The sequence below is a fragment of the Agrobacterium sp. ICMP 6402 genome (assembly GCF_009498615.1).
GTDB classification, from domain to species: Bacteria; Pseudomonadota; Alphaproteobacteria; order Rhizobiales; family Rhizobiaceae; genus Agrobacterium; species Agrobacterium burrii.
In genome coordinates this window covers 1,164,147-1,190,520 of the sequence record NZ_QSNV01000001.1, presented here as the reverse complement: position 1 = coordinate 1,190,520, position 26,374 = coordinate 1,164,147, and the positions used below count along the sequence as shown (strand labels likewise).

Annotated in this window: 23 protein-coding genes; 14 read left to right on the top strand and 9 right to left on the bottom strand. The window is 58.0% G+C overall.

The genetic code is table 11. The features are described from left to right. Positions 1–22: 22 nt before the first annotated feature. The 3 genes from DXT96_RS05885 to DXT96_RS05875 are packed head-to-tail and all read left to right on the top strand — an operon-like array spanning position 23 to position 1,343. Positions 23–337 (top strand): helix-turn-helix transcriptional regulator, encoded by a 315-nt coding sequence (locus DXT96_RS05885; protein ID WP_153513813.1) that lies wholly within the window; start codon positions 23–25, stop codon positions 335–337. Next, a complete protein-coding gene (locus DXT96_RS05880) occupies positions 334–693 on the top strand; it encodes an SRPBCC domain-containing protein (protein ID WP_153513812.1) in 360 nt (119 codons plus the stop codon). Before DXT96_RS05885 ends, DXT96_RS05880 begins: the two co-directional genes overlap by 4 nt. Before the next feature lie 38 nt (positions 694–731). Continuing rightward, complete coding sequence (locus tag DXT96_RS05875; protein WP_153513811.1) at positions 732–1,343, top strand: ATP-dependent Clp protease proteolytic subunit; 612 nt, start codon at positions 732–734, stop codon at positions 1,341–1,343. 224 nt (positions 1,344–1,567) lie between these two features. Here DXT96_RS05875 and DXT96_RS05870 read toward each other — a convergent pair whose 3' ends face one another. The 7 genes from DXT96_RS05870 to DXT96_RS05840 form a co-directional block, all read right to left on the bottom strand. Further along, positions 1,568–3,160, bottom strand: a complete 1,593-nt coding sequence (locus DXT96_RS05870; protein ID WP_153513810.1) for a TniQ family protein — start codon at positions 3,158–3,160, stop codon at positions 1,568–1,570. Beyond that, on the bottom strand, positions 3,157–4,299 hold the full coding sequence (locus DXT96_RS05865; RefSeq protein WP_153513809.1) for an ATP-binding protein: 1,143 nt from the start codon (positions 4,297–4,299) through the stop codon (positions 3,157–3,159). Before DXT96_RS05865 ends, DXT96_RS05870 begins: the two co-directional genes overlap by 4 nt. A gap of 10 nt (positions 4,300–4,309) precedes the next feature. Beyond that, positions 4,310–6,646, bottom strand: a complete 2,337-nt coding sequence (locus tag DXT96_RS05860; RefSeq protein ID WP_194287555.1) for a Mu transposase C-terminal domain-containing protein — start codon at positions 6,644–6,646, stop codon at positions 4,310–4,312. Positions 6,647–6,656: 10 nt separating this feature from the next. After that, positions 6,657–7,514, bottom strand: a complete 858-nt coding sequence (locus DXT96_RS05855) for a hypothetical protein (RefSeq protein WP_153513807.1) — start codon at positions 7,512–7,514, stop codon at positions 6,657–6,659. Between the two features lie 268 nt (positions 7,515–7,782). Continuing rightward, the gene (locus tag DXT96_RS05850; protein WP_153513806.1) at positions 7,783–8,238 is read right to left on the bottom strand and encodes a hypothetical protein; all 456 of its coding nucleotides are present in this window, start codon (positions 8,236–8,238) and stop codon (positions 7,783–7,785) included. Further along, positions 8,228–8,554, bottom strand: a complete 327-nt coding sequence (locus DXT96_RS05845) for a hypothetical protein (RefSeq protein WP_153513805.1) — start codon at positions 8,552–8,554, stop codon at positions 8,228–8,230. Before DXT96_RS05845 ends, DXT96_RS05850 begins: the two co-directional genes overlap by 11 nt. A gap of 18 nt (positions 8,555–8,572) precedes the next feature. Then, the gene (locus DXT96_RS05840; RefSeq protein WP_153513804.1) at positions 8,573–8,920 is read right to left on the bottom strand and encodes a hypothetical protein; all 348 of its coding nucleotides are present in this window, start codon (positions 8,918–8,920) and stop codon (positions 8,573–8,575) included. Positions 8,921–9,652: 732 nt separating this feature from the next. Here DXT96_RS05840 and DXT96_RS05835 point away from each other — a divergent pair. Next, positions 9,653–10,333: a hypothetical protein gene (locus DXT96_RS05835; RefSeq protein WP_153513803.1), complete on the top strand. Its 681-nt coding sequence runs from the start codon at positions 9,653–9,655 to the stop codon at positions 10,331–10,333. On the opposite strand, the gene DXT96_RS05830 is transcribed toward DXT96_RS05835, so the two are convergent. Continuing rightward, positions 10,293–12,461 carry a DNA cytosine methyltransferase gene (locus DXT96_RS05830; RefSeq protein WP_153513802.1) on the bottom strand — a complete coding sequence of 723 codons (2,169 nt, stop codon included), beginning with the start codon at positions 12,459–12,461 and terminating at the stop codon, positions 10,293–10,295. The two genes, DXT96_RS05835 and DXT96_RS05830, sit on opposite strands and share 41 nt — an antisense overlap. 503 nt (positions 12,462–12,964) lie before the next feature. Between DXT96_RS05830 and DXT96_RS05825 the strand changes: the two genes are divergently transcribed. The 5 genes from DXT96_RS05825 (at position 12,965) to DXT96_RS05805 (ending at position 20,087) form a co-directional block, all read left to right on the top strand. Beyond that, positions 12,965–13,363: a hypothetical protein gene (locus DXT96_RS05825; protein WP_153513801.1), complete on the top strand. Its 399-nt coding sequence runs from the start codon at positions 12,965–12,967 to the stop codon at positions 13,361–13,363. 472 nt (positions 13,364–13,835) lie between these two features. Then, positions 13,836–15,704 (top strand): ABC-three component system protein, encoded by a 1,869-nt coding sequence (locus tag DXT96_RS05820; RefSeq protein WP_153513800.1) that lies wholly within the window; start codon positions 13,836–13,838, stop codon positions 15,702–15,704. Beyond that, complete coding sequence (locus tag DXT96_RS05815) at positions 15,701–16,240, top strand: hypothetical protein (protein ID WP_153513799.1); 540 nt, start codon at positions 15,701–15,703, stop codon at positions 16,238–16,240. The genes DXT96_RS05820 and DXT96_RS05815 overlap by 4 nt, the downstream gene beginning before the upstream one ends. Then, positions 16,237–19,059, top strand: a complete 2,823-nt coding sequence (locus DXT96_RS05810) for an AAA family ATPase (RefSeq protein WP_194287554.1) — start codon at positions 16,237–16,239, stop codon at positions 19,057–19,059. The genes DXT96_RS05815 and DXT96_RS05810 overlap by 4 nt, the downstream gene beginning before the upstream one ends. A gap of 62 nt (positions 19,060–19,121) precedes the next feature. Continuing rightward, positions 19,122–20,087 (top strand): hypothetical protein, encoded by a 966-nt coding sequence (locus tag DXT96_RS05805; RefSeq protein WP_153513797.1) that lies wholly within the window; start codon positions 19,122–19,124, stop codon positions 20,085–20,087. A 570-nt stretch (positions 20,088–20,657) separates the two neighbouring features. Here DXT96_RS05805 and DXT96_RS05800 read toward each other — a convergent pair. Further along, positions 20,658–21,272, bottom strand: a complete 615-nt coding sequence (locus DXT96_RS05800) for a type II toxin-antitoxin system VapC family toxin (RefSeq protein ID WP_371418793.1) — start codon at positions 21,270–21,272, stop codon at positions 20,658–20,660. A gap of 111 nt (positions 21,273–21,383) precedes the next feature. Between DXT96_RS05800 and DXT96_RS05795 the strand changes: the two genes are divergently transcribed. From DXT96_RS05795 to DXT96_RS05775, 5 genes are all read left to right on the top strand, one after another. Then, positions 21,384–21,587: a hypothetical protein gene (locus tag DXT96_RS05795; RefSeq protein WP_153513796.1), complete on the top strand. Its 204-nt coding sequence runs from the start codon at positions 21,384–21,386 to the stop codon at positions 21,585–21,587. 358 nt (positions 21,588–21,945) lie between these two features. Beyond that, positions 21,946–22,572 (top strand): hypothetical protein, encoded by a 627-nt coding sequence (locus tag DXT96_RS05790; RefSeq protein ID WP_153513795.1) that lies wholly within the window; start codon positions 21,946–21,948, stop codon positions 22,570–22,572. A 10-nt stretch (positions 22,573–22,582) separates the two neighbouring features. Then, positions 22,583–24,442, top strand: coding sequence for an AAA family ATPase (locus tag DXT96_RS05785; protein WP_153513794.1), 1,860 nt, complete (start codon positions 22,583–22,585; stop codon positions 24,440–24,442). A gap of 115 nt (positions 24,443–24,557) precedes the next feature. Then, positions 24,558–25,067 (top strand): DUF4365 domain-containing protein, encoded by a 510-nt coding sequence (locus DXT96_RS05780; protein WP_153513793.1) that lies wholly within the window; start codon positions 24,558–24,560, stop codon positions 25,065–25,067. After that, on the top strand, positions 25,060–26,214 hold the full coding sequence (locus tag DXT96_RS05775; RefSeq protein WP_153513792.1) for a hypothetical protein: 1,155 nt from the start codon (positions 25,060–25,062) through the stop codon (positions 26,212–26,214). Before DXT96_RS05780 ends, DXT96_RS05775 begins: the two co-directional genes overlap by 8 nt. Positions 26,215–26,374: the final 160 nt, after the last annotated feature.

The following is a 26,374-nucleotide window of genomic DNA, read 5'->3' as shown; positions in this document are numbered from 1 at the left end:
AAGTCTGTGCTTATGTGTTGTCATGACAGAGAACGATATTTTCCGGGCGTTGGCCGATCCGACCCGCCGCGCCATTTTCGAAAAACTGGCGGATGGCGCCATGAACGCTTCCGCCTTGCGCGAAGGGATCGAGATCAGCCAGCCGGCCATGTCGCAGCACCTGTCGGTCCTGCGCGGCGCCGGGCTTGTGGTTGAAAGGCGGCAGGGCCGTTTCGTCAATTACGAGGTCGATCCGGACGGGCTGACACGGATTGCGACCTGGCTCGGAAAATACCGCGCCTACTGGCCGCAACGCATAGAGGCTCTCAAGCTCCTGCTGAAGGATATGGATCAATGAACAGGCAAACGCCCGCAGCGCCGAAAAATGGTCTTGAGCTTGAATATGATCTGGACGAGCCGCCACAGAAGGTCTGGCGCGCGATCAGCATTCCGGCGTTTCGCGAACACTGGTTGCCGAAGGAGGCTCTGGCGGAACCCGAGGCGATCGATATCAAGCCGGGCCGGGAGGTCTGCTACAGGCTGCGGGAGGATCACCCGCCATTTCTGGAAAGCACCGTCACCTTCAGGATCGCCTCGAACGACCGGGGCGGCACCAGCCTGCGGGTCATTCATGAGTTGCCGGTCACCAAGCCCAGCCGGATGACAAAGGCCGCCGCAAACCACAACGGTTCGCCGATCAAGCTCGCCGCCTGATCCATTTCCCGACATTTTCAAACGACAGGAGTTCGCCAATGCGCGAAGCGATGCAACTCGTCCCTATGGTAGTCGAACAATCCGCAAGGGGAGAACGGTCTTTCGACATCTATTCCCGCCTGTTGCGGGAAAGGATCATCTTTCTCAACGGTGAGGTCAACGATGCTGTTTCCGCGCTGGTCTGCGCGCAATTGCTGTTTCTGGAGGTGGAAAACCCGAAGAAGCCGATCCATCTCTACATCAACTCACCGGGTGGCGTCGTGACCAGCGGTCTCGCAATGTATGACACCATGCGCTACATCCGCGCGCCGGTTCATACTCTGTGCATGGGGACTGCCCGCTCGATGGGCTCGTTCCTGCTTATGGCCGGCGAACCGGGCGCGCGGGCGGCATTGCCCAACGCCAGCATCCTCATTCACCAGCCGTCCGGCGGTTTTCAGGGGCAGGCGTCGGATATGCTCATCCATGCGGAAGAAATCAGGCAGACAAAGCACTGCATGACGCGGCTTTATGCCGAGCATTCCAAGCGCAGCTACGACGAGTTTGAAGCGGCAATGGACCGCGACCGTTTCATGACGGTGGAAGAGGCACTGGAATGGGGATTGATCGACCGCATTCTGGACGTTCGTGAGGATGCTGCGGCAGCATGACTTAAAGCGTCCCGGCTTGCGCATGGCTGGCCGGGACGGATGATCAGATGAGAAATGTAACCGAATACTGGCCACTCCCGCCCTAACCCTTTGATACTTGAACCCACGAACCTCAAAGCACAAGTACTTTTGGCCACCCAGGATGCCGAAATTGGCCAATGGCATGAACCGAAAGAAAAGCCGGGATGAAACCCGGCTTGAATTCGCGTAAATTGTCTCGATGTCTACAGTAACAATTGCCGATTGGGACTGCCATGCGGCTGAGGTCCCACCATTGAACGCTTGCTCTGCCGATCCGAAATGATCGAGTTTTGACGCATCATCAGAAGCCGCATTTCGATTGGATCGACTCGAAGGGCTGCAAGTCCGATTTCACTTTCGTCCCAGCCAACTTTTGAGAGTTTTTCAGAGCGGATCAAATTGATTGCCTCGATGAACGTGCATCCGCAACGCTTGATCGAAGTATGTAAATCGTGGAGCTCGCTCATGTCCGTGCAGTTGGCCACGGCTCGAAGGTTGGCGAGTAGAGTGGTAACTTGCTCGGCCGGGTATCGAGGAATGATCCTGGCGCCGGGTCGCTGTTTCACTTTGAAGGATGGTTTCAAAAGGCCGCCGTTGATGAGCTGCCGGCCTAATTTGCGCGTGACCCCCAATTTAGCAATGACCGCTTTCTGATTAAATGTTGCAGCCATTTCCGTGACAAGTCGGTCGACGGCTTGGGCTTCGATGAGATTTCTGCCTCTACCGCTTGCTCCACTGGGGAGTAATCCTACGTCCAGCACGAGTTTATTGAGGCGCTCGAACGGAATGCCGTGGGCTTTTGAGGCAGAGTGGATTGTGTGGAACTTTCTCGAAGTAATCGGCCCGAAGAATTCATCCCCGGGTCCAAGAGGGAGGTTGTGAACAGCCACATCACGCATGATATCTCGGATCGGGTCAAATGCAGTTTCGGTCGTCCGATGGGCAAGGGTTAGATAAAGACGACCGAAAATGGATCGCTCACCGCCGGAACCTTTCCCGCGGTGAAAATCATTCACCTGAGCCTCCAGGTATTGGCGAAACGCAGGTTCTCCTTCTTTAAGAAGATCGTATCCAGCACCGCTGCTCTCTGACCATTCCCGGTCGCCAAATCCCGATGAGCGGAACAGGTTTCCGTGCAACAGAGATGCGCCCACAATTTCGCAAAGGCGGATGGCGACATACAGCGGCAGGGAGTCAAGCCAGTCGGCACCGGACCTGTCGCCTTTCAACCTCTTCTCGACATATGTCTGAAGATTGTCCGGTTCCGCAGCTTCAGCAGACGCCATGGATCTGGGAATCTTGGAAGATTCTGCTGCAAGGTTGGCCGCAAAGTCGTGTTGGAAAGGCGATTTCGCGAGCTCGGCACTCGAGATGAGGCGAACGCCATGTCGCTTGCAGGTGCGGATAGCGGAAACGTGCCAATGCAGGCGTCCGTATGCCCGAAAACCTCGCCGACCGCCGCAGCGATGTTCGTCTTCGCTCACGCAGAAGGGGCAAAAACGAAACCGAAGCCTTTGCATCTCATGCCGGCTGAGCACCTGACCGGCGATTTGATAGATGTACTTGTCTCCGAGAATAACTCCCGCAGAGAGCGACGATCTCGGCATATCCAGAACTGCGGCGAAGGTCTCCAAATCCTTCTCCCGTCCGGCAACGATGCCCTGAAACTGAATTTGAAGGTGGAAGGCGAAGGCGCGGGCGTTTTCGTAGCCACATGCCGCCGCAAGTCGCGAGAAATAGCTGGCGACGGTTTCATAGCCAGCGTGGAAGGGAAGCAATTCGGCAAGCCTGCTCATTGTGGACGAACTCCGTATCTGGTTGCATTCTTTCCCTTGGACCTCAGCCTTTCGGCTTCCCAGACCCGATCGTCGTCGCGGAGCAGAGCGGTTGCGGGGTCGAGTTCCTCCCAGTTGGCGGCGGTGAAGATGTTCTTGCTAGGCCGGCAACCTGAGAAGGAGGCGTAGGTCTTCGCAAAGTCATCGATCGTGACATGGTCACGATCTGCGTAGATGGCTAACTCGACGGCCGCCCGGATCATCTGGACCACAGACCCGAATTCGGCATCACAGGCGTGCATCAATCGCTTGAGGAACGTGCCCTTTTCCCTTTGCCGCGTTTTGGTCGTTTCCTCGTCGACCTCTTCGACAGTGTCATCAAGTTTGATCCGGATTTCCATGCGAGCGTGTTCCTGCACAATCGTCTCCAGAATGCTTTTCACAAGGTCCGTCGTACCGTCTGCATCGAGGGTGTCGAAGGGAACGACGGTGCGGCGATTGTAGAGCTGCTTTCGCGCAAGGAAGCTTGCCAGGGGCGCCACGCCTGCAAGGATCAATCTCACAGGCCAATCCGGCATCTGGGTCAGCGATTTGAATGCGTCGCCGATAACGGTTGCCTCGCGGACAGAGGCAGTCTCGATAGCGTTCTGGGCCTCATCGATGAACACCCACATGACCTTGTGAACTTTCAACAGCCGGCGAAACAGCAACCAGGCCTGGTTCTCCTTGATGCCTTCCGGAGGCGCATGACCGAGCGCTTCGAGGCATGAGATAGCCAGCAGGCGAGGCGTACATGGTGACGGAGCATCGACAATGATGACGGGGTGGATCATAACGCCGTCGTCGTCCACGTAGGATTGCATCGCAGGAATGCTCCCGATATGCTTCATCAGCGCCGTGGTCTTTCCTGCGCCGGAACGCCCGGTGACGGCCACGATCCTCCGCTTGTCAGGCCTCCCGGTGATAGGGGTGAGAACGCTTGCAACCGACGACACGAGAGCAGCTCGCAGGGGCATGTCGCGATCGAGGATCACGTAGTGATCGTATAGTTCGGCGATCCGGTCTGCGATGGCTGCGCGGTTGTCACCGATCAGCCCACGGACGTGGTCGATGGCTGCCTGACTGCGCTTTGCGTCGAGGTTCTTGTCAAACATTTCCATGAGAATCTCCCTAGTTTTCAAAGATGTTGGTGGTGATGCGGCGAACGACCGTCTTCTCGTCGTCTACGGGCCTGTTCGGCTCGTGCGCATGTGCCTCCTGCTCCTGCTCGTGCTGCATGGGCATGGTGCCGAGCTGCGGACGTTCGCCTGCGTCGGCTTCTTCCCGAGTAGCCTTTGCCGACTTTTTCTTTGCGGCGTAGACAACGGGGTGAATGCCGATAGCCGCGAACAGCTCGTTGGACGGGTGCCATTCACCCTCTGGGCGGAATTCACCTTCGAACGGTCTCTCAACGACGTCGAATGTGCGGTCCATGCTCTTCTCGAAGCGCTGGTAGTCCTCGTCGGCTAACACGGGGCTGAGCAGGCCGGATTCAAGACGAGCCATTTCCGCCTGGTTTTTGAGCCAGAGGAAGGTCGCCTGGAGAGTGCCGCGGGATACTTTGGCATTTTCGGCATTAAACAAACGGAGCTTCTCGGTTGCCGCCAGCCACTGCCAGATGCTTACACCCTCCAGATCCCGATGGACGCAAGGCACTTCGATCCAGCCGCCCTCGGTCCATACGGAGAGGCTGCCCAGGTTATGATTGTTGATGCGGGCAATCACCGGAGTTTTGCCGACCCTTCGGCGAATCTTCTGAAGTTCCTTGCTCTGGAACTGCAAGCCGGCGCTCCGGATGCCCTTTTTCGAGATGGTACGCTTGATGTGCGTTCCAAAAAGATGCGTACGCAGCGCTCCGGTCGGGCCGGGCATCACGCCGTAGTCTCGGCTGAGTTCCAGCCAACGGTTCTGCGGCGTGGACCCGTTCAGTTCGGAATGTGGCGCGTTGTGGTACCCGTCGATGGCCCACCGGAGTAGGCACTCGGCAACCTGATCAGCAATCATGTCTGCCTCGGCTTCGGAGTCGTAGTCGCCCTTTTCGACAGAAGAACCCCACGTGCGTCCGTTGAAATAGTTGAACATCTGGTGCGAGAGGGTTCGGAACCAGCGCTCGATGAAGCCTCGCCAGGGTGCTTCCCCGGCGGGTGGCAGGAACAAGTCAGTGCCCATGTCGTTCACCGCGATCCGAAACGAGCGGTTGGCAAAGTACGCTGCGCTATCGACCGCGATAGTCTCGATAGTGCCACCCTGAATCCATGCGGTTGAGCATCCGAGACGGCGCGCGATATCGGTCTTGTCGCGGGTCGACATTTCCAGGACTGTCATTGCCGATTTGTTAGACGGCGGACGAGCACTGACGTAGAGCGCTGTCAGCCCTCTGCTGGCCACATCGATCCCCGCCGAGATCCACAATCGGATCCGCTTGACCTTGGCGCGCTCGGTCTTCGACATCGTTTTCCAGACACCGATCATCGCCAGTACTGTGTGGAGGTCGGTTTCGTGATCATCGACTTCCACGCGTTCGCCCGCCCGGACGACGTCGATGCCGCCGTGCTCAGGCTGCCATTTGCGCTTGGCGGCTTCCTTGCCGTCGTGAGCAAGGTCGCGCTTCATCTCGGGGAGATCTGCATACCGATTGCGCAGCGTGCTCTCGCACGGAATCCTGAGTTGGTCGCCGGCACCGCGCGTTTTGTTTTCGGCCTCCATGGCTGTAACCATGTCGGCATGGATTCTTGCGAGGTCGGGATCGGTTCGCGAGCAGGCGGCGGCGAGCGCAGCGTTAAGGTGAATGAGCTCGTCCGCTGTGAAATACTCTTGGCGCTCATCGCGATACTGGTTCCGGAGAAAGACCGGATCGAAGTTGTTTTCTTCCATTGTTTGCATCCAGTTCTTCAATGTGGACGGGGTCGGTTCGACGAGGGTGACGGTCTTCTCCTTTGTCCGGTAAGTCGCCTTCGGCGAGCTCGCCAACTGGTGTGCGCGCCATTTCAGAGAAATGAGCGGGATCACCCGCAGAAGGGAGTCGCGCGACTTGCTGACGCGAGGCGGAGGCGGCATCCTATCCATGCGGGCAAGCCTGCACTTTTCCCTGTAGTCGGCCCGCATCTCGTAGAAGGACCGAACGAAGTATTCTCTTTTGAGGACCGTTTCCTGGTCGCTCGGGTTCAGACCGCTGAGTCTGTCTGCGCCTTTCAACCGGGCGCGTGCCTTCGTTTCGGCGTAGAAGTCCTTCTCGAACGTCATCGGGCTGCCCGGACGGTTGAGTGCCTCCGTGATGTCGGCCTGGCTGAAGGTTACTGTCGCCTGGGTCTCATCCATGCGCTGGAGCGCGGCACCGTTTCGGTCGCAGTACAGGACACAATAGTCGATGCCGCGATCACGAACGCGGGCCTTGACGGGAAGGCGGTTGAACACCGGCAGCACGGCGCCGTGCTGTAGTGAGAGGAGGGCAGGAAGGTTGGTTTCCATTTTTTTCCTTTCAGGCTGCGTTGTGGTTGAAGGCGACGAAGGGGGCATCGACGAGCTTGAGGTCGGGTCGGCTGGGCAGTAGGATTTCGTCGTGGATCAGGCACCAGACAGCGTTCCAAGCGGCCGCGGAGTCGTCGAAGATGCTGGTCAGCGTCGTGAGCGACACCGTTCCTTCGAATTTCGAGGCGTAGTTCGCCAGGCAGGCATTGTCGTTGGCGACCGATCCCTTGAGCGCACGAAGGATGCTCTTTGCGTTCCACCCGCGGTCGTTGGTGATCTCGCGTTCGGTCAGGATGATCGCCTCGTCGGCGAAGCCCGCGAGCGAGCCGGAGTTGATCCGTTCGATCGTGTGACGGAGGTCGTCCTTGTCTAGCTGCCAGGATGGTCGTACACCGACGACGATCCGGTAGCCATTGCCCGCCATCGTCGCCCGGAAGTCGACGGTGTGTTGTTTGTCACCGTCGTCGCGGGGGACGATGATGGCTTCGGGCTGATCCTCGACTTTAGCGACGTGCTTGGAGGCACAGAGCATGTAGGCGAGGTTCATCTCGTATGTACTGGCGTAGCTGATTGCCGAGCGTGTCTTCGGATTGGTAATGGTGCCGCGGGAATGGCCCTTCGTTCTGGCCGGGTACCATCGGCTGGGCGTCGGCTCCTCGGTTGGCATCCAAAGCCATGGGAGGCTGACGAGGTCGGCATAGTTCTCGTCCTCATCGTGGACATCGATCGGGAAGGGCCGGATCCGTCCCGAGACAAGCGGATTGTCCGGCTTGAGGAAGACGGTCTCGGAAGGAAGCGGGATTTGGGTCCGGTCGTGGCCGGACTCCAGCTCCTTCATGAAGCGGATGAGTTGTCTGACTCGGGTCATTGAAGGCTCCGTTGAACGCAGGTGTCCGATGCCGGCCGCGCTGCGCGGCCGGGCCAGGGCTGACTGGTGGAGGGGTGTGCTAGGGCCGGGGCGGCCCGCGCGGAGTCATGGGGTGAGGATCTTCCGTCGACGACCGTCCGAGAGGCGATGGCCCCGGCTCGCGGGTAATACTTTCCGGAAAGCGTGCACCCCGGCATCGCTTTCGAAATGCTCGACGGCCCCGTTTGGCGTGGTGACGCTGACCGGGCAGCGGTTTCGAGCCGCCGGCTCAGTGTATTTGCGGCTCAATCGCCTGGAGTCCGGCGAGCCTCAGCGACACCTCCGGCTCCCTCAAGCCTTCGGCCCACAGCGACCTACGCATGATGCCGACGGGACCCTTCTCCACCATCAACGGCTCTCGAAGCATGACTTTTGCGATTTCGTCATCTTCACGAAACGAGTGCGCCAGGGTTGAGAACAGGTCGCGAGAGGGGATGGGCAAGCTGATCCCCACCCGGCGCAGGGCCGGTCCTGCTTCATGTTCGATCAGGCAAATGAGAAGCTCGTGGGCGGTTTCATCGTCGATTCCCAGCAACTGGGTCTGCTGAATGATTACGTTCAACGTAGCAGCGAAGGTCGTCGCGAGCATCGGCTGCTCCTGCAGAACATGGCCTGACCAACGCAGCACGGCAGGATGGAAGTCGGCCAGAGTCGTGAAGTAGGTCGTCATTTCTTCATGGAGCATGCGGCTTCCTCGTTTTGGAGTGGATTGCGGATCGTTTCGGCCGGCTGGCGTTCTCGGCGGCTGCGGCATCGGTTCCCGGTGATCGGATGGCGTCGTGCATGTTTGGCTTCCTGCGCACGAAGGTGACCTGGTATGGTGCCAGCCGCTTCAGGTGACGGCGCGGTCTCTTCGGGAGCGCCTCCCACACTCCCGCCCACTTGAGGAGGCGGACAAGATCGAGGTCGAACTCGTCCGTTTCTACGGGGAGCACTTGGAGCAGACTCTTGTCCAGGACATCCGGTTTTCGGGTGCGCATCGAGCTGGTTTTGATGGTCATCCTGTTCTGGCTCCCCGATCAACGACGACGCCAGAGATTCAGAAAACTGTCGTGCTCATGGACGAGCGCGGTTTCGGTCGGCAGACCGAAATAGTACTCCTGCATAGGCAAGCAGGATTTGGGCAAATTGACACGGCGACAAGTGCCAAGGCGCGTGAGGCGGACCGCGTTGCGGAACGTCTGAAAATCGGATGCGCGCAGCCCGCGGCGATGGCATTCGGCTTTCATCGCCATGTAACGCGATGAGAGGTCTTCGAAGCGCTTCGCACGAATGCACTTGCGCGCAAAGTCACGCTGGATTTCGATCTCTGCCTTGGTGAAAGCCGTCGGCTGGACCTGAACGGCGATGTCGGATGCAGTACTCATGTGGGTATCCTTCTTAGTGAAGTGCGGACGTGCGCCATCGATCTCCGGAGTTGCCCGGAGTGCGGCATTTCTTGAACTTCGGAGAGACGCCGCGCGCGGCGCAGGTCAGTTCAGGGAGGATCGCGTGCGGATCTGTTCCACGTTGGTGTCGGCATAGGCGAATCTTTCTTCAGAGCACGGGTGGGCGTTCCCGGCAGGCAATGCCAAGGCGAAATCAGACGAAAATGTCGGCGGGAAATCAGGCTATGACGAGGACCACGGCAGAGGTCAGCAGGCGCAGGGGGATGACTTCATTTGCTGGGTACATCGTGAAACTCCATCGCAGTCATTAGCTACAATGTCATTCCTAAATGACGCTCGGAAACTTGTCCGCCGACCTAAGGCTGCATCGTTCGAAATAGTGAAATTCTTCGGAGGTCGCCCGTTCGGAAGCGTGGAGCTTTCCTCACGCGGTGCCGGGGCGCACCTGTGGCGTCAGCGTCAGACCTGACCCTTCACGGATATCGATATATGTATCATCGGTACCTCCGGCGCCTCATCGGGCGTGAGTAGTAAGGCACATTGCGTACGTGACGTCTACCAAAAATATTAAGATATATCATGCCGTTAAATGTTCTTCTTAAGTTCTCGTGTCAACAATTGAGGAACTTCGAGTGACGAATCCTTTCAACCCGGTTTGTCTCTTGCGGTTGTGCAACGGATTCTTCCCTCACCAGCAGGGAGGACGAATCCATGGGATATTTCACGCAGATCATGATCGAGGCGAAGGAGCGCTACGGGCATATCCTGAAGGAGAGAAATCTCGTTATGCGTGGAGAGCGCGGAGATGGCGGACTGACCCTTGTGTTCAGGACGCGCGACCCTAACGGCTGGAGGTTACCAGTCGAACTCTACGTCCCGGGCAAAGCCGAAACACGCAAGGATCGCGCGGAGTGGGAGGATGTCCAGGTTACCGCCGAAATTCATACAGAGGTGAAGTTCGGGGATGCGGGATGGTTCGGGTACATTCCGAGGCAGTTTGAGCAAGAACAATACGTCGAGGGTGACGACATGACCTCGTTTGTCAACGCAATCGGCGTTTACCTAAAGGAAGTCGTTCTTGTCCCACTGCATGAGAGCGACAGGGAAGTCTCGCAGGAAGTGGCAGTGGCCTATGAGGAGTTCAGCGATCTATGCGGGCCGAATGGTCCCGAGATAGCCTTATCGACCGATGGTAACGTGGAGACGCTGACCGTTGAGGATGCCGCCGGACGCGAGGTCAGCTTTGCGTGGAGATACAGCGGCGTAGGCCTGCTTCACGTAGACGGTAAGCAGGTCAGGCGGATGGAGACTCCTGCGCCGTGGGAGATCCAGAGGGCAATCGGAAAACATTTCAGGGAGTGGACAGGTCCTCAGCCTCGGCAGTCTCTGTGACTTGCCCGTCGCTTTGCCGGGATCGCTGATATTCGTGCGCGTTGCGCTTTCGGGCGCGACGGTTTCTCTTTGCCTGAGCCCTTAGCTTCTGCAGGTCCGGGAACTTCGTGCCGTAGCTGTCCCTCAACTCCTCGACGTCCTCAATCGTCATTGCGTTCAGCAAGAACCTCGTCGAGCCCGTTGGTGTCACGCCCTTCACGCCGATCAAGGATTCGCTGAAGGGAACAAGCGGCGGCGCGTCGATCGAATTTGGCATTCGGCCCGAGAGCGCCCGGGCGATGGCCAGACCCACCGCCTTCGACATTTGCGGCGGGAACGCGTTTCCGATCTGGTGGAACTGACGGTCTGCCTTGCCTTCAAACTTCCATGCCCGCGGGAACCCCTGTAGCACCCGGGCAACATCGACGGTCAAATAGGGAAGGGTTGTTGGGTCTTCGATGCTTCCGAGTGGGGCCGGTCCGTCACCGACGTGTTTCGGGTCGATGGCGAAGCCGAGTTCGTTCTCCCATCTCCGCTTCATCTTGCCTTTGTTCTTGTAGAGGCTCGAGGTGACTGTGGTGGAGACCTTGCTTCCGTAATTCGCGAGCCAATTTTCCGCCCACTGGTCGTAGATGGCATCACCCAGCCCGCGATGTGGAAAGATCACGTCGGCGAGGGCTTCTCCCATGGTGGTTGTGATCCCGTCCTTTGGCAGGGAGAACAGTCCGGGTTCGTCCTTGTGCACGCCAACCAGCACCAACCGCGGGCGCGACTGGGCAAGCCCGAAGTCGCGGGCGTTCAGCTTGTGCAGGCCGATGCGGTAGTCGAGCGCCTTCAGCCGCTGAAACACGCTGGCGCGATATTTGAGGAACTTCTTGTCCGCGAAGCCTTCGACATTCTCGAAGAAAAAAGCGCGAGGCCTGATGACCTTCACATATCGGATCGCCTCATCGAAGAGATTCCTGCTATCGTTTGCTCCGAGTTGTTTCCCGGCCTGAGAGAACGGTCTACACTCCACGCCTCCGGCAAGCAGATCGATGCCTTGGAATTGTTGGAGATCCCTATCCGAAACCTTCTCCAGGCGCTTCCGGGTGACGGGCCACGTCCAGTTCGTTTTCAGGGTCCGGGTGGCATTGAGATCCATGTCGTAGAGCCGTGCGGGCTCGAAGCCCGCACCGAGCAGGCCTATCGCCTGACCGCCAGCACCCGCGCATATTTCCAAAAACTTCAAGGGCTTGGTAGCTTCAGTATTTTCATCAGACGTGGGATCCGGCTCCGGATCGCAGGGAAGCAGATAGGCGAGGGCGTCCTGAAGCTCAGTCTGCCAGAGATACCCATGTTCGAAGGCAAAGCCGCTGAACTTCTCGTACCAAGCAAACTTCCCATCGGCGAAGCGTTTCAGGGATTCATGGGCGGCGGCAAGCTTGTGCCGATGTGACCCATTCCTGAAGCCGGCGACACCCTTTCCTGGCAGTTCCACCTCGCCATAGACCGACTTGAATTCACGGAGCACGATCCTTGCGTGGGATCTCAATCTAACGGCCGCGGAAATGCATGCCTCGGACCGGTCGACGACATCCTCGTTCGGATCGCAGGGCGGCTCCCCGACAAAGCGCTCCGTGAATTCGTCAATCTCGGAAAGGAGCGTGGCGACGTTCTCGCCGAGCGCATGGACGCGGAGGTGCGACTGCTTTGATGCCGCGGCCGTCATCGCGCGCTGGCGGCCCCGTTCGGCATAGGCGTTCGCTCCGATCTTGCGGCGGATCGTCAAACGACGGAGCCTGGCAACTGTTGGAATATCGATATCGGTTCCATCTGCAAGAGCGTCAAGCGCAGCTTGACGGGTATCGGCATCGGTCGCGATCAGCGCCTTCAAAACGTGGAATGGGACGCAACGCTTGCGCAGGAGTGCCTCGAAGGATCCGAGGGTCTCCTCGAAGGCGAAGATCGACGGCAGATCGCTGCGTGGGATGCCGCATTCGACAACCAGGAAACTGCGCAGATCTTCGTTACTCATCGTCGAGCGCATTTGGCCGATGCTGGCGATCATGTCGAGCTGGGCTTTGGCAATGGATTTGCGATTCGCCAGGATTCGCTTCATCAGCGCCCCCGGGTCGTCGCTCGTCGTGTTGTCTGCCGTCTCAGCCATCGCCAGCCTCTGTTGTCATTGCTGTCTAGCAGGCAGGTCCTTCTGTCTCGGAAATGGATTCGATCGAATTCTAACTATTCTGTTCGAAGATCGCCGGTCATACCAATGGCGAGATGTCGTGTGACTTCCAGATGGTAGACGCTGGGAAGGCGGAAGTGTCCCTTGATGGAAACGGTTCTATTTCAGCCTCGCGCCCGCTAATCGATCAGTGGGCATTCTTGAAGAGGGAATTGGGCACAAGGCCGACATTCGCCTGTCATTCTGCGCGTATGCATGAAGTCGGCGCTGAGCCCACGCGAATCATAGGTTAGTCGGCAAGTCTCCTTTCCGTTAAAGCCGAGGGATTTTTGTGTCGGATGCGCAACACTCGATAGTAATAGCGTTGGTCCGGGCCATATGCATTTAGTGACACCGCGACCGTTTCTTTCGGAGAGAAGTATTTACCGGCTAGCGGTTCTAGGAAAGGTTGAGCCTAACGACGATAGTGCCAATAGGATCGATAAATGCTCGAAAAGTCAGAACTGCTTTACCCTTCGCTGACCCCGCTGGTCGTGCAAGTTCGCTGGAAGGTGCCAACTGAATTCCCTGCTTGTCCCGATGAGTTCACTGACGATGCCCTCCTTCTCTACGCCTCGAGGCTTTCGTTCGGCGGCGTCTTCGCGCGTAACCAGCTCTCCACCAGCCTGATTGTCGACCATTGCCTTCGGGACGACGATTTGGTCGTTCTCACTCGTTTCGCCGGGGACAGCATAAAGGACTGGGCCGTCGCTCATGTTTCACTCCATGACGCTCATTTTTATCACCGCAGCGAATACACGTTCTACACCCTGCAGGGTGCCTTGAAGCACTTCTGTGAACTAATCGGCGGGGAGTTTGGAAGTTCGGTGGACGATTTCTGCTGAATCTGTCTTGTTCACTCATTCCGGCTCCCTTTTTCTCCAAGCGGCTTTCCAGGTATCTCGGCGGGAACGAGGAACAGGATTGCGCCTTCATGTAGGCCGTAGAGAGCAGCTTGGCCGCCTCACCGAAGCTGCCGTCGCCGGGGGAAGGCCGGACGCCTTGATTGTGCCAACAGTAGACATGGCAACCGCGAACCATTCCGTCGTTTTGATCGACACTGAGTCGGTTGTTTTCCTAACCATTGGTTCAGCTTTTAATTGTATAAATTGCATTGCCGCCCATTTGTTCCCCGAAGGTGAGGCAATGGCTCAGTGGGAGGGAGATTGCGGCATGCCGGTACCGCGATTACCTGCAATGCGGGCGCTAATTGTGACTTGGCATTGTTCAACCAGAAGGGTTGTATTTGCAGTTCTCTATTGTAGCTTATCTGCTAGAGCACAATCGGACCCGCTTGGACTTTAAGACGCAATTCTAATGAAAGGATACGAATCCCTGGCCGCGCCTGAAATCGCCATAAACCACATGCTTAGACTCGCCACGGTCACGGTTCCGACGCCGATTCGGTCCTTGGGTGGGCGGTTGAACCTATGTGTTTTGCAGCTAGCCCAAAGTTCGCTCATCCAGATCAACAATGATCAACGGCGCCCGGCGGCCTGTGCTGTGCTGAAGGATCTCTTGACGGGCGGAGGCGTTCACGCAGGACCAGTGCTGCGCGACATTGCGCCGGGCACGTCTCCTGTGATCATTGTTACACCCGAGTATTCGTTCGGGCATGGGGACTGGGCGGAGCTTGATGAGCTAATCCGACAGCAGCAACGCCCCATCGTTCTTATCGCGGGATTCGGCGCGACGCCCGCCGCAGACGTGCAGGCGTGGGCTACGGAGGCCGGAGAGACGGCGCGGCGCTTGAGTTGGGATCCGGATAGCGCGCAACTCTCCCCCGCGCGGCCGATCAATGGCGCTTGGTGTTGGCTCCACGGCTTTGGACTGGATACGACCTGCGCGGTGCTTATCAAGAATCATATGGAGCAAACCTCCGAGCTTGTCTCCTTGGAATGGATCCAAGCAGGTACCCACCTGCTGCAGGTGTCGTTCGATGATCTGGACCTGTTCCCGGTCATTTGCGCCGACATGGTGCAGACATTCGCGCAGGGCGAAGAGACAGCCGTGCACCGTGTTCGCGCGGCCCTCCAAGATAGCGCGGCGCCAGATAAGCCGATCCTAATTACCGGCTCTCTTGTTCAACGTGAACCCAGCAACGCCAATTGGGCGGTCGCAATCGATACATGGCTACATCACATTGCGCCGGGGCGAGCCACTCTTGTGGCGCTTGCAAACGTCGCCATTGATTCGCCGGTCTGGCCAGAAGCGCAGGATTCGTGGCGCTCTCTGACGGGCGCGTTCGCCCGTATGACGTCAATCCCAAAGAATCAGGCCAACCTTCGCGTCGCTCGTGGTGTGGCGACACCGAGCGTCAGGGGCGCCGTTCTTCGGCTGACCTCGCCCTACGCAGCAGGTGGGCCGCTATGCTGGCCGCCCTATGGGCCGACTGGCGAACAGTTCTTTTGGCATGCCGCTATGGGCACGCCACTGGAGACGACAGGAATTCTGCCACCCGTCTTGCGTCCGCCAGAAATCGACCAGGTCGAACTTACCCGCTTCACACGACGTGCGCCGGTCGAAGAGACCTGGTGTCCCCGAGTCGCCGCTGGCCTCACCTTCGTTCGTCAACACATTGACTCCAATGCTGCGCCGAGAGCGGCCGAACTCCTCGCTGGCCTCTTGCACGGCGTCCGCGTCGACGACCGATGCTCTCCAGACAAGGTCGCGGAAGACCCCAGAGGTGCGGCGCTCGCTAAGGCAGTGCACAGTCTGGCGACCCTGCTTACGGAGGCAGATGCCTTCGCGTGGCGTAGCGGCGTGGGTCAGGTAGGCCAGCTAGTCCTGCAGGGGACCGGAGCGAATATTCTGGTCTGGTGCGACTCCGTGCTGTCTGGCCGCCAGATTCGGCATGCCGTAGGTGCTTGGGCAGAAGAACCGAAGACGCATCCACCCCTCGTCGTGCTCGCAGGTGGCCAATACGGTCAGATCGAGGAAGGGCCGGTTGTAGGGCACCCTAGAGACAATATCGCTTCTGGACCGGACTCTCGAGCTCATTTCAATCTCGGCGGCGGGTTGGCAGATAATGCTGGCGATATCACCGAGCTGCGAAGCGTCCGCTCCGCAGCTCTGCTCCGATTGGATCGCCTCATCGAGCTTTATGTGGACTACGAGGCGGCTCAGGATGATCAGCGTATGGCAGATTTGATCGAACGACTAGCTCAGGCAGCGCAGGCGGCATGATGGAGAAAGACTGGATCAGCAACGGCGTATCGACGCTCGAGCAGCTTTGCACTGCGGTTGGGCTCGCTATTGAGGGCGATCTGGAAGCACCGGCCGGAGTGACGCTTTGGAGCAGCGCCTATGCCGCCGTCGCCTTCTGGCCGATGTGCGAGGACCAGCTCGTGATCGATGCGAGCAAGGCCGAAGCTTGGTTTGCGGATTACCTCTTCGGCGAAGAACGGCGGCGGAATGCGAGGGTGGTCGACGGATATCTTCTACTTGCCTTCGCTCAGCCCGTCACCGAGGCGCTGTTAGGTGCCGTGCGTTCGGTCGAGTTGTCGACGCAGATCTGCCGCAAACATGCGGTTTGGCCTGAGACTAATGGCGAGTGGCGGCGCCTCGACGCTGTAACGGTACTTGGCCTTCCCAAGGCGGTCACTTCCGCATCAGGCGAACCGGCGTGGCCGGTGCTTGACAGTGAGGCCGCTTCCCTATGGGCCCGGATTCAGACGTCCGGGCCGAAGCGAGCCGCAGAAGCAGAAGAGATTCGCCCATGACTGGTTCGCTCATTGCTGAGAAGATCAAGATCGCAGCCTTCCGAGGGATCACTGAGCCGCTCGAGCTTGACTTCACCGCGCCAGTGACGCTGGTCTACGCCCCGAACGGGACAGGTAAGACAACGTTCTGCGAGGCGATCGAATGGCTTCTTACGGGACAGGTCGAGCGCCTCCGTGATGGACAATGGAGCAATGATGTTCTCAAGTCCGCGTTCCTAGATAGCGCAACTCCCGAGGTTGAAGCCGACCTCCGCGTTGGCGAACAAAGGTATCGAATGTGGCGTACGTCTGCCGGCGCCTGGATCGACCAACGCGCTGGAAACCCGCGGAGACCTGGTGACGTCCTGGAGATACTCGCCCCGACGGCGGCGGCGCCAGATAAGCACCATAGGAGTGCGATCAGCCTAAGGCAGCACTACCTTCGCGGCACGCGTTTCCTAACGAGCGAAGCGCTTGCCGCTCTCGTCGACAATAGCCCTGAAAGTTTGGACCGACGGAAGGACGTATTCGCCGATCTGTTAGGGATTCGGCATCTGCGAGACGCGGAACAGACAAGTGAAAAGTATGTCGCGGAGCTCGCGCCGTTTCTGCGGAACCTTGAAACACAACGGAACGCCCTTAACATCGAGGCGTCGCAACTGCGCCTTGAACTCAAGGACGCCAAGTCGGAGGCGAAGAGCGCCGATGCTAGTCTCGCCACAGCCGAGGCTCATCTAGGGGTTTCAGGGATCGGTGCTGATGTTCCCTCCCGGATACAGGCAGCCGTCGGCGCCGTCGCCAAGGGACGTTACGATCAGGATCGACGGACCGAGGCTCTGGAGGAGTTAGGCCCGGCTTGGCCGCGCAAGACTGAGTTGGACGCCCAGATCGCGTCTCTGCGCCATTCAGAGGTCGCCGCGGTCAAGGCCCTAGATGAGGCTCAGGATGAACGTAAGCAGGCCGAGAACGTCGCGCGCGCGAGGGAGGCGGTCGCGCAGAGCGCAGCGACCGAGGTGGGCCGGCTCCAGAGCGCGTACGATGTTTTACATGCGGGCCTTGAAGCGGTGGTGCGAGCAACCGCGTTCGCAGAGCCCTATCTTACTAGCAGGCCACCCACCCTCGAGTCGCTGATGGCCGATGCACCCGAGACGCGCTGGGACGCCGGGGCCAGAGAGGCCAAACGCGCCCAGCTCCGAGCTGCGACCAGCGCCGAGCCGCGCGTCGATGAGGTTACCGCCGAGCAAGCGCGGCTCGCTGCGCGGCGGGCCGCTCTCGCGAGCCTCCTGTTGAGTCCAGAGGAGATGCAGCGCCTCCAGACAGTCGTCGAGAAGTGCGATATTGCGGTCGCGCGCGCGCGCTCCGACGCCGAGGCACTTGCAGGGCCGATCGCAACACTGCAATCGGCCGGACGAAGCGTCGTCAATCATCAGCACGAAGACGAGGCAAACTGCCCGCTATGCGGTTTTGACTGGCGGGAGCGCTCTAGTCTTCTCGACGCCGTCCAACGTACGCTGAGCGCCGCCCCAGCGATTGTCGCAGCGGCAAGATCGATCGCGGACAGCGCGGCTGACTCAGCGGCCGCCGCGCGCAAGGCCGTTGCCGATGCTACGCAAATTCAAACACAAATTCGCGAATTAGACCGTGAGGCGCGGTCGCTGGATGGACGGCTGGATGCTGACCGAAAGATTCTTGCGGCCATGGAAGCGCCCCTATCAGGAGCCGAACGACGGCGTGTACTGGATTCGGCGGAGCGCAGGTTGAACCTTGCCGACGCCCTCGCGACCTTGAGCGCTGAGCAGATCGCGCACCTTTCAATCCTCAGCGAGAACGGCACCCCGTTCCTAAATTCTGCGGCGCCGCTTGGGGAAGTGAAGGACATGCTTGCGAGGACAATGGCGAAACGGCGAGCGGCGCTTGAAGAACGCGAGCGCATTGCACGCAGCAACCTCGCAATCGCCCAGAGCGCGCTCGTCGAAAGGATGACTTCCGAGACGGTGCGGCAGAAGACCCTTGAAGCGGTCCGGCGCGACAAGGCTTCGGCCGAGCGCGAACTTGCGAACATCATGCGCCTCTGGAGGAACGCTGCGGGTGAGGTAGCTTGGACGCCCAATGGGCTAGATCGGTTGCGAAACGAGGTGAAGGCTGTCATCGCCAAGATCGACGCGGCCGAGAGTGAGCTGGCGGCGGCACGGGCCTCTTGGGATGTGCAAGCCAAGCATACGAGACTCGCGAATATCGAGGCAAATCTAGCTCCGATAAACGCGAAGTTCGCTCGCCTGAAGGCTAGCAGCGATGTTGCCGACCGGCTGCGGGCTACGTTCCGCGACAGCTACACCACGACCAGTCAGGCGCAGGTAGGCGGCCTGAGCCGCGTTGTCAACGCTTTGTTCCTGCGCATGCACGCCAATCGAATTGTCGATCGAATCGATCTTGGTCAAACCGAATCTTTCCTGCACTGGTTCGCGGACGCTGGTGCCGCGCAACTCGATCCAGGCCGTGACTTCAGTCAGGGCCAGCGTCAGGACTTAGCCCTGGCTCTGTTTCTTGCGCGGGCCAGAGGGCTCGGGGGAACCTTCTTCCTGGACGAGCCTGTCGCTCATTTGGACGACCTTAACCGCGTGGGGTTGATGGACGTTTTTCGCGCAGTCGCCGCAGAAAGCGGTGGGCGGACTCGGTTGGTCATCACAACCGCGAGCCGAAGCCTAGCTCGTCACATGGTCGAGAAATTTGATGCCGTTGGATCGGAAGCAGCAACGAATCCGATAATGAGGGTCATCGAGCTGAACGGCAACGGTCGGCTTGGCGTCACCCGACAGCAAGTCTACCCAGTCGGCGGATAGACCTACATGCATGCTTGAGGCGACAACGCCGGCGTCTGGAGCCAAATATCTAAAGATTCGCAATGAGCAGCTTTTCGGCGGTTTTGCCCGAAAGCCGCACTCCAGATACATTCAACAGCCGAGGAAACAGTATGGACGGTATGGATTGGGCAAGATGGGCATTGCGATACCTCTGGCAATTGCGGACCGCCATACATTCCGACCTGAATGATACCATGAACGAGCTTCGCGACCGTGCTCCGCAACGAGCCTCATCTTGGTACGCGACGTGCAAGAACGTCATTCCTCACTTTTATCACTACTCATCGGACTTCGTAGCGGACACCAATATTCCCGGAGCACTCTATTCCTCTCCATCGGACTTCGAAGGCCAACTTTCCGCCTACCGCGCGCTGCTGGTCGATATGAAGACCCAACTCGAAGCTGCGGGCGCTGCCTTCGACGACGAAGCAGGGCCGCCATACCTCGTTGCGCTGACCGTAGAGCAGGTGGAGAAGACGCTTGCGGCGGTGGACTACGTGATCTCGAAGAAGATCGATCCGGCGATGACTAATCCGGTGACCGCGGATCTGGATCTGCTGATGCGGCTGGCGCGGCGTTTCCACGAGTCGGTGCTGGCGCTGAGGAAGCATCCACACAACGGAAGCGTGATCGAAATCAAGGACGAATGGGACTGCCAGTACCTGTTCAAATCGATCCTGGCCGCCTATTTCGTGCACTTCAATGATGAGGAGTGGAACCCATCAGTGGCGTCGATCTCGGCACGGTGCGAATTTCACATTCCGTCGCTCCGAGCGATGGTGGAACTCAAATACGTGCGCAAGGCTGGTGACGTGAAGAAGGTGAAGACACAGTTGGCGGAAGACTTCGTTGACTACGGGAATAACCCGGATGTGGATCACCTGATCTGCCTCGTCTATGACCCGACGCATGCTCTCGAAAAACCCGTCGCGGTCCAACGCGACCTCTCCGGCTCAAGACAGGGGCTGGCGCGGGTTGACGTGGTGGTGTCGCCGCCGCGCGATTAGCGTGTTTCTCGGCCGCGTTGAATGCTAACCGCGGTGGATGAAATTTTAGAACGGCAGCTTCTGGGGAGATCGCGCTTAGTTACGAATGGTCGGTATGGCCGGTGCCGAATGGCGGCTATCCGATCAATTTGCTCTACAGCAGACGTTTACTCTCCAACCCAAATCGGTCGTTCCTTGATGCCGGGACAACGACTTCTACTCGCAGCCGAAAGCGATCATCGATGGCACTTGCGGAATTCCGGAAAGCCGCTGGTGGGTTTCACGGGATGTCCTTCAGGTAAGCTGCAAATGGGGCCAAGGTGTTGCTCGCTTCAAAAGCTGGTAACGTCTCCGCGATGGCGGACTGTCGGAAACGGAGATTGGTAGCCATATTGCGTAAAGAGCGATTGGGGGCAAGTCGGCTACGTTGGCCCGATCGATGAGATGGCGGACGATAACGAACGCTTGGAGATGTGCCGTCAAAGGTTGGATTCGAGCCAAGGTCGGTCGGAAGACGGTGTCGTAAGGGAAACGCAAAGAAATCTGAATAGATGGAATGCCAAGTACTCGGACAAGTAGCGCCTTGGGGCGCTATTGCGAATCGTTTCCGGGTTCGAATGAAGTGTGGGGGCTCGGCCGGTGAAGCTTGGGTAGGGCTTTTTCGTGCGGGTCGAGCTCGCTTGGATCGAAATAGGGAAGCGGCACCTCGAAACCGGGCTCAACATACCATTCCGCCTCCATCGGATGGTATAAGCCGGGCAGCGGGAAATGCTCGTTGATCTCAACAAAATCATCGACGTTCGCCGTAAGTATCGGCGTCCGATGGACGATGGCGACGGCAGATATCATCAAATCGTGTCCGAGCCTGTTGCTTTTTTGTCCGCGCTGAACGGTCCACATGTGCCGCAAGGCGGGGACAGATGTCATCTCGGCGTAGACGGTCGCCACCGCAGTCGTCATTTCTGGAAACGGAAAGGCCATAGAGATGAGCTCATCGACCCAGTTGGCGATAAGAAGTGCTCGCTGTGGATCATCCTTCACCCGGAGATGGGCTCCACGCAGCAGTTCTGCTATGACCGGGTAGCAGAGTGCGAGACGATGTATGCCGACACGCAGGAGCCATGGACGCAGCCCGGGAGGAGGCTTCACGCGGCCCATAAGGCTGACGATGTCCGTATCCAGTAAAAGAATAGGGTCTGTCCGCACTTTCACATCTTTCTGTGGTCAGAAACTTTCTTCTTGAAAAATTCGAGGTGCGATCCAATTCGTATCGCTATACTGCGCAGGCTAGTATGATGTCGTCCGAGAGAGGCCCAGATGATGCGTGATTCCGATTGGCAGAGACACGAGGCCGAGGCCCGCATCCAGGAAGTTCTGGACGCAGCTAAAGCGCGCGGCACTCAGAGACTGATCGACACCGACGGCAGATTTGACGTGACGTTCGTACCCGGAAAGAAGACACTGGAGGAGTTGTTCTCCCGCCCTGGTCCTATCCCCGACGATGACGATCCCAATCCCTGATCGAGATTTCTGCAGCTACGGTGAGAAACCGTAACCGGCGATGACAAAACCAACAAGATATGACGTGTCGAATTTCGGTTACTTCCGACTACTGCACTGATTGATATAGCTTAATCATCGAGGCCATCAGGCCCGAAATCCACGAAAGTCTTTGTTTCTCACGGCATAAGGGCCTTGGTGGTTCCTGGCTTGTAAAACTCGCTCTCACCTTGGAGCCGAATTCTAGTTGACGTCGAGAATCGTGTTCACTAAATGTTCTTGCATGAGCAAGACGTTTACGCACACCTTCCGAATACGCTGACGGAGCCCGGGACCGTTCCCGGTGCCGCCCAGATTGCTATTCGTCGGAGGTGAGGTCATGAAGACCGAGTCCACTCATGTCGCGGGTGACGAAGCCTGTGTTTTTGCGAAATACCGTCCGTTCTTTCCGTCTGCTACGCTCAAGTGCGTCGGTCGCCCGCTCTATCGTTCGCGGGAGGCGCGTGATTACGCCTGCTTACTGGACCTGGATCCCAAGGTGTCCGTCTGGCGCTGCATGCCGCAGCCGATCATCAATGACTCCGGCGCCCGGAAGCCCCGACACCATTATGTTGATTTCTCGGTCGAGACGGAAAACGAAGCCTTGCTCGTGGATATCCGGCCTCGAGATGCCGGCACCGTCGGCTGGATTGCCAGATTAGCCGAAAAACAGGGCTACCGTTATCTGGCAGTGTCCTTCTCAGAAATCATCGACACACCCCGGATTCAGAATGCCAAAGATCTCATTCGCTACGCGGGATATGATGCACCGCTGGGCGACCGTATCCGAATTCTCGCGGTGCTGGAAGAAATGGGGACGTTAACGCTTGCGGAATGCCTCTCTGTCGTCCGCGAAAGCAAGCCCATGCCAACAATCGCAACGATGATCCTCAGGAACATCCTTGAAGTCGACCTCGACGAAGCTCTGCTGGGACCGGAAACGGTCGTCAGGCGCGTGGCGAAGTAGGGGGCCGAAGATGTCAAACAGATCTGCCGAGCGAGAATCCTCGCTCGAAGCGGCCACCTATGCCGTCGCGCTCAAAAATGCTTTGAGGTTGTGTGGTGTCTATCTGAGCGAAGGACAGATCGATCATGCAGTCGGTCTCGTACTGCCACCCGAGGCCAACATGGAAGGCTATCGGGAGGCGGTTAAACTGGTCCTGCGAGAGACCAGCGTTTTGAGCCGCTACGCAGTTACAACAATTGAGTTGGGCAGGCGGGGGGAAACATATTGCGAAGACGCTGGGAAAGTCCTGGCGCAAAAATCGGCCGTCGTCGTCCTGATCGAGAAAGGAGCCAAGCTTGTGCCTGAGATCGCAATCACCTTGGACCGCATCGTTGACGTCGGACTCATCAAGCCGAACCACCTGATTACTGCTGCGAAAAATGTATGGCAGATCGATATCGCGAGCGAGGCGGCCAGCCGTCTCTGCCAACATACTTCGAGCCTGTTGTTCCGCGCGTTGCGAAAAGGACGTCCGATCGAAATCGTCTTGGAAAAGCTTGCGGATGCATCGAAGGCTCCTGCGACCACTGCCTGGGAACCCTTGGCGGAGGACCTGGAAGGGTATGGGGAGGCGCGGGATTGGGCTGTGAACCTGGTCACGGATCTCGCTGACTGGAAGGCTGGCAAGATCGCATGGCGCGATGTTGATGCAGGCCTTCTTCTCAGCGGCCCTCCCGGCACAGGCAAGACGCTATTTGCGTCGGCGCTCGCGCGTTCGTGCGGGGCGACATTTATCGACACATCGAGCGCGCAATGGCAGTCCAAGGGACATCTCGGTGACATGCTGGGCGCAATGCGGAAGAGTTTTCGTGAGGCAGCCGCCGCAGCTCCGTCGGTGCTACTCATTGATGAGCTCGACAGTATCGGCGACAGGCGGACATTCAGAGGAGAGAATGCAAGTTACAGCCTTCAGGTGGTGAACGCCTTACTGGAACTGCTTGATGGCTCCACAGCCAGGGAAGGCGTGATCGTCATTGCTGCATCGAATTTCCCGAACAATATCGATCCGGCATTGCGTCGACCTGGCCGCCTCGACCGCCACATCGCGATCGAGCTGCCCGATCAAGCGGCTCGCGAGCAGATGCTTGCGATGCATCTGGGCACCGCCAGCGCTCCGGAGGACCTCACCAAAGCTGCTCTGGCAACAAGTGGGTATTCCGGGGCAGATATCGCGCAGGTCGCGAAGGATGCTCGTCGCCTGGCGCGTCGCCAGGGTAGGGAAGTCCGAATGTCGGATGTGCTTGCAGTCGTGCCAGCAATTGCCCCGGTTGGCGACGACGAGCTTTGGTCAGCATCTGTACATGAAGCCGGACACGCGATCGTCGGCGCCATTCTGTCTGTGGCCGAGATCGAGATGATTGTCGTGGCAAGGGAGGCCAGCCACCGAGACGCGAGTATCGGGCACGTGCAATGGCGGCGGCGTTACACACCAAATCGAAGCCGCCAGTCCTATCTGGACGAGATTGCGATGCTGCTGGGCGGAATGGCGGCCGAAGAGGTCATCCTCGGCGATGTTTTCGATGGCTCCGGTGGCGTCGCGGGATCCGATCTTCAGCGAGCTTCGGATATCGCAACGATCATGCTTGCAAGTCTGGGGCTTGAATCACTCCAATACTGCGACGTCTCGAGTTCCAGGGATCTGGATGAATTGCGGCGTGATGATCCTGTTCTACGGAGGCGGGTCGAACGGTTACTGGAGGCGGAACTGTTGAGAGCGACGACGATCATCGAAGCGCACAGGTCAGTTGTTGAAAGGGTTGCACAGGCCGCGGCAAACCGCAGTGTAGTCTCGGGACGCGAAGTGGTGGATATTCTGGAGCGGCTTGGGTAAATGGAGCGCTGCAATAGTCTAAGAATTCATCCGGACGCTGGACACGTGCGATACCGCACCGAATTTTAATGTATGCAATGTATTTGATGGCTTTGTGTCAACGAACGAAGAAACGATGGAAATCGAAACCGATACAAACGACATCAAGGAGCGGCTATCGATTGCGTATGTGACGGCGGTAGCCGGGCGTGCTGGCTGCCAGCTATCCAAGTTGGATATAGACAAGCAGAGCATTGACGTCACAGTTCGTCCTATCCGGGGTAAGAAGGTCTCGGTGGACTTGCAACTTAAATCGACGTCGCAAGACTGCGTTGACGATGAGAAAGTCACCTTCTCGCTTCCGGTCAAAAACTACAATGACCTCCGGGATACACGCTCGACGGCGCTACATTTTCTTGTTGTCTTGATCCTGGAATCTTCGGAGCTCGATTGGTTGGTCGCGGATGAGGCTGCGCTCCTGATTAAACGATGTGCATATTGGATTGATCTTAGGGGCTATCCCCCGACGTCGAACGAGACCAAGATCAATATAGCGATTCCACGAAACCAACTCTTTGATGTTGCGGCTATTCAGCGGATGATGCGGGCGGCATATGAGTTGTTAGGAACGCGTCCACATGAATAGAAACAAGATCACGGAAACGACGCTCCAAAACTTATCGCCACGAGACGTTGCCAGTTGGCTACGAATGCGAGGGTTCGCTCATGCTGGTGAGTATGGAGAGTATGGTGCCATTTTTCAACGTCTTCATGAAGACCGAGAGCAGGAGCTAATTCTTCCAACTGCTGTGGATGCTCGGGATTTCGTGCGAAGAATGTCGGAACTGGTGGACGATTTGTCGATCTTCGAAAAACGGGAGCCGAGCGAAGTGCTGACCGACCTTGGTCTTGCGCCTTTCGACGTTGTAAAAGTGCGGTCGCCCGACGCTGACGAGTTTGGCTCGATCAGGTTTTCTGCTGGCGTGGCTTTACACGATGAATCCCGTAATATCATGTTGTCGTCTGCAAACTCGGCCGCGTCACCCGTTCCAAGGCGGAGTTGGCGCGGCAGACATTTCGATGAAGCGGCTGATTATATTGATAGTGTGAGGCTCGGTCAGACCCAGCGAGGAAGCTTTATCCTAACGGTTTTAAGCCCATGGGATTTTGTGCCGGGGACGCAAAGGTCTCTTGATTTAAGTGATTTGACTTTCGGAAGAAGGGTTACACGGGCTCTTGCATCCGCATTGAGCGCTACGGAGCGAGCGCTCCGTCAGTCGGTAGTGGCAGGAGAGCAGCCGCTTGTCGAATCATATCAATCAGGCGTGACCTCCAACCTCTGCTCGGCTCTTGCGCGGTTGGCAATTGTTGGAGACGGGATCGATATAACGCTTGGCTGGAGTCCGTCTAAGCCTGACAGTAAAGTTGTTAAGCTATCGCTTAGACGTGAGGATGCTGCTGTTCTTGATAAGGCGTCAAAAGCGCTGGCAAGTCAGGAAGCGGAACCGGGCTTTCGAATTGAAGGGCTTGTGACGGGGATAACAGAACCAAGCCAACGCTTTGATGGTGATGCGGTCGTGGAAACTGTCCTGGCTGGCTCCGTGCGGAAAGTCCGCATGAAGTTCGGCCCGGCAGATCGGACCCTGATATATGAAGCCGCTCAGCATAAACGCTGGATCACGGTTACAGGCGATCTGCAGCGACACGGGCGACTCTTGATGCTCCAAAATCCCAAAGATATTGCAGTAGTCGAACCGGATGATGATGGAACCGGGGATTTGCTCGATGGCTAAGAAAGATAGTTATCAAGGATTTCCCAAGCTCGGAGAGACAGTGCGCGCACCTCTTCAATGATTTCAACAGGCTCTTTAACGGCGGGAAGGGGCTGCCAAGCCCCTCATTCGTCCACAGATTATTGAATTCTTCGCCTACTACGAGACAACGAAATCGACC